We start from the raw sequence: 2453 nt of genomic DNA, 5'->3' as shown, positions 1-2453 counted from the left end.
ATCCTTGACAACTACGCCACCCACAAGCACCCAAAGGTCCGGCAGTGGTTGGCTGATCATCCGCGCTGGGTCTTCCACTTCACGCCGATATCGGCGTCCTGGATCAACGCCGTCGAGGGCTTCTTCTCGGCCATCACACGCAGGCGCATCCGCCGCGGCGTCTTTCAGTCAGTCCCCGACCTGCAGGACGCCATCACCCATTACATCCGCGACCACAACAAGAAGGCCAAGCCATTCGCCTGGACCAGGCCTGCCGACACCATCCTCGGCACGCTGGCCAGGCTTCCTGCACCTTCCGTTTGAGTCAGTGCACTAGGGACCATTTCCGTGCCATGCTTCAGACTGCCTCTTGAGATGGAAGCGGGGCACCGGCACCGGACTGCGCTTCTAGGCCGCGTTCGGACATCCACGGACGATCCGGAGCGCACAAGCCACAGGCGGGTAGAACGATGGCTGAAACTGGGTGATGGCGGCCTGAGAGCGGCGTGTCGAAGCCGGCGACGCCCCTGTCAGAACCGTCCCAGAGGGGGGAATGCCATGGCGAGGGCTCGCACTGTCGCCGCCCCCGCCAGCGCGATGCGATCGAGGATCTGCTGCCAGCGGTCTTCAGGAGCGGCGCCTGATGCGTGCTGGCAGGCCGTGGAGGCTGAGGCGGAGGCGTTCCGGGCAGAGAGGCAGGGTTTGCGACTGCCAGACCCACGTGCGCGGATGGTGCGGCATGGGCGTGGCTCTATGCGCCCGGTTGCGACTGGCATCGGCCCGGCCGCGATGTGCCGGGCCACGCTGCGCGACCGCGGCGCCGAGGAGGCGGCCCGTTGGCGGATCTGCTGCACCTGGGCCCCTCGGCCACGCTGGACGTGGCGCCTAAATGTTCTGTTGCTGATCCGGCAACGGCGCGGACTCGTCACGGACGACTTGGGGGAGGCAGCCGGGGCACAGCTGGGCGAGGATAACCAAACCTATCACCGTTGGTGATCGCGTGGCTGCGTGACGAGGGCCAGGCGGGCTCTACGCGCGGGCAGCGGCGCGACCTCTTGGCCCGGTTCTCGGCCACTATCTGGGTGGACAGCGTCTCCCTCCAGGCACGGACGGAGCCGAAGACCGAGTACATGCGGATCTGACTGCGCCACGCTGTGGGGCAAGAAGGAGCTGATCGGCCTGCCAATCGACCCTGTGCGAGGTCTGGACAGCGCCGGACAGCAACACCGCCGTGGCGACGATGGCAAGCCCCGGCGAGGAGTACGGGACACAACCGCGACGGTGGCCACTGGGCTGGCGAGGGACCGTAGCGTCTTGGACCGTCCTGACTTCCCGCCAAGGTTCGGGACCATCTGCGCACCCCGAACCCGATCGAGAGCGTGTTCGCCACCGTGCGGCACGACCACGAGCGCGCTGTCGCAGGCCACTCCCCGCAAATGAGGGTCACGCCGGTCACGGCCGCTGCCAAAACCTGATACACGTCGAAGGGTGAGAGTAAGTGGCTCAAGCTCATCCCAGGCGTCGGGGTCAGCAACGCGCCAGCGATAGAACGCCGCCGGTCCACTCCGTCACGCAGCGTCCGGCATAACGCATACAGGTAAAGGGACGGACCTCCCTACCGCCGGCCTGCGCACCACGATGTCACAGAGCCTTGAACCAAGGGCCCAAAACGAGGCACCGCGCCGTTCCGAAAGCGTACGATTCGGTGCTAGTGCTGACGGCTGATCTACGCCGCGGCGGCACAGGCCGTCCAAGAGTGCTGGAGACAAGGCGATGAGCGGAAGTCCGGAGCCTGCGGCCGCAACCGGCGTCGATGTCCCGCTTCAGGACAGCATTGTCGATGAAGCCTCGTTGAGAGCGCTACGGGCCGTGCAGCGCATGGTACCGCAGGGTACCGGGTCACTGAGCACGGCACTGGCCGGTGGCACTGTCGCGGCAGGAGGCGCGACGGTTCAACCGTTCGGCCTCGGTGGCGGCCTCCGGGATGGCTCTGCCCTGCCCGGACAACCAGACGTCGTCGCAGACGATGTCGAGCCAGGGCTCGAGCCGGAACTCGCGTCGCTCGCGCCGAATCAATTGTCTCCCGCCCCGGCAATCGCGGGCTATACGGCGGCATCCGCCGCTGTGGGCAGCGTAGCACGCCCCAGCTCAACGGCCGCCGAGCAAGCATCTACCGGCGCTCTCACCTCGATCCGTGGCGAGCCCCAGAGTTCAGATACAATCACCACTCCACTCGAGGTGGTGACCACTGTCGAGACCGCCGCCATCGACAGCCATGCCATATCGCGTCCGCAGGTCACAACCGTTGCCGCCACCCCGGCCCGTTCCAGGGCTGCCCGTGAGGGAGCGCCTCTCGAGGCGAGCCTGAGGACATCTGCGGCAACCGACAGTGAGGGCAGCCGCGCCACCGCTACCGAGGCCCGGGATGGCAGCAGCGCCACCACCAGCATCGACATCCCGGTCACCGTCCGGGC

2 protein-coding genes are annotated in these 2453 nt (G+C 67.0%); both read left to right on the top strand.

The features are described 5' to 3' along the window. Window positions 1-303, top strand: a 303-nt coding sequence (locus EP26_RS31450) for an IS630 family transposase (protein ID WP_043345778.1), incomplete at its 5' end; no start/stop codon positions are given. A gap of 1449 nt (window positions 304-1752) precedes the next feature. After that, a partial coding sequence (locus EP26_RS36635; RefSeq protein ID WP_169747582.1) for a hypothetical protein occupies window positions 1753-2453 on the top strand: 701 nt, incomplete at its 3' end.

This window comes from Belnapia moabensis DSM 16746, from assembly GCF_000745835.1.
Classification (GTDB): domain Bacteria; phylum Pseudomonadota; class Alphaproteobacteria; order Acetobacterales; family Acetobacteraceae; genus Belnapia; species Belnapia moabensis.
The sequence above is the reverse complement of the archived record's forward strand: the minus strand, read 5'-3'. Positions and strand labels throughout refer to the sequence as shown.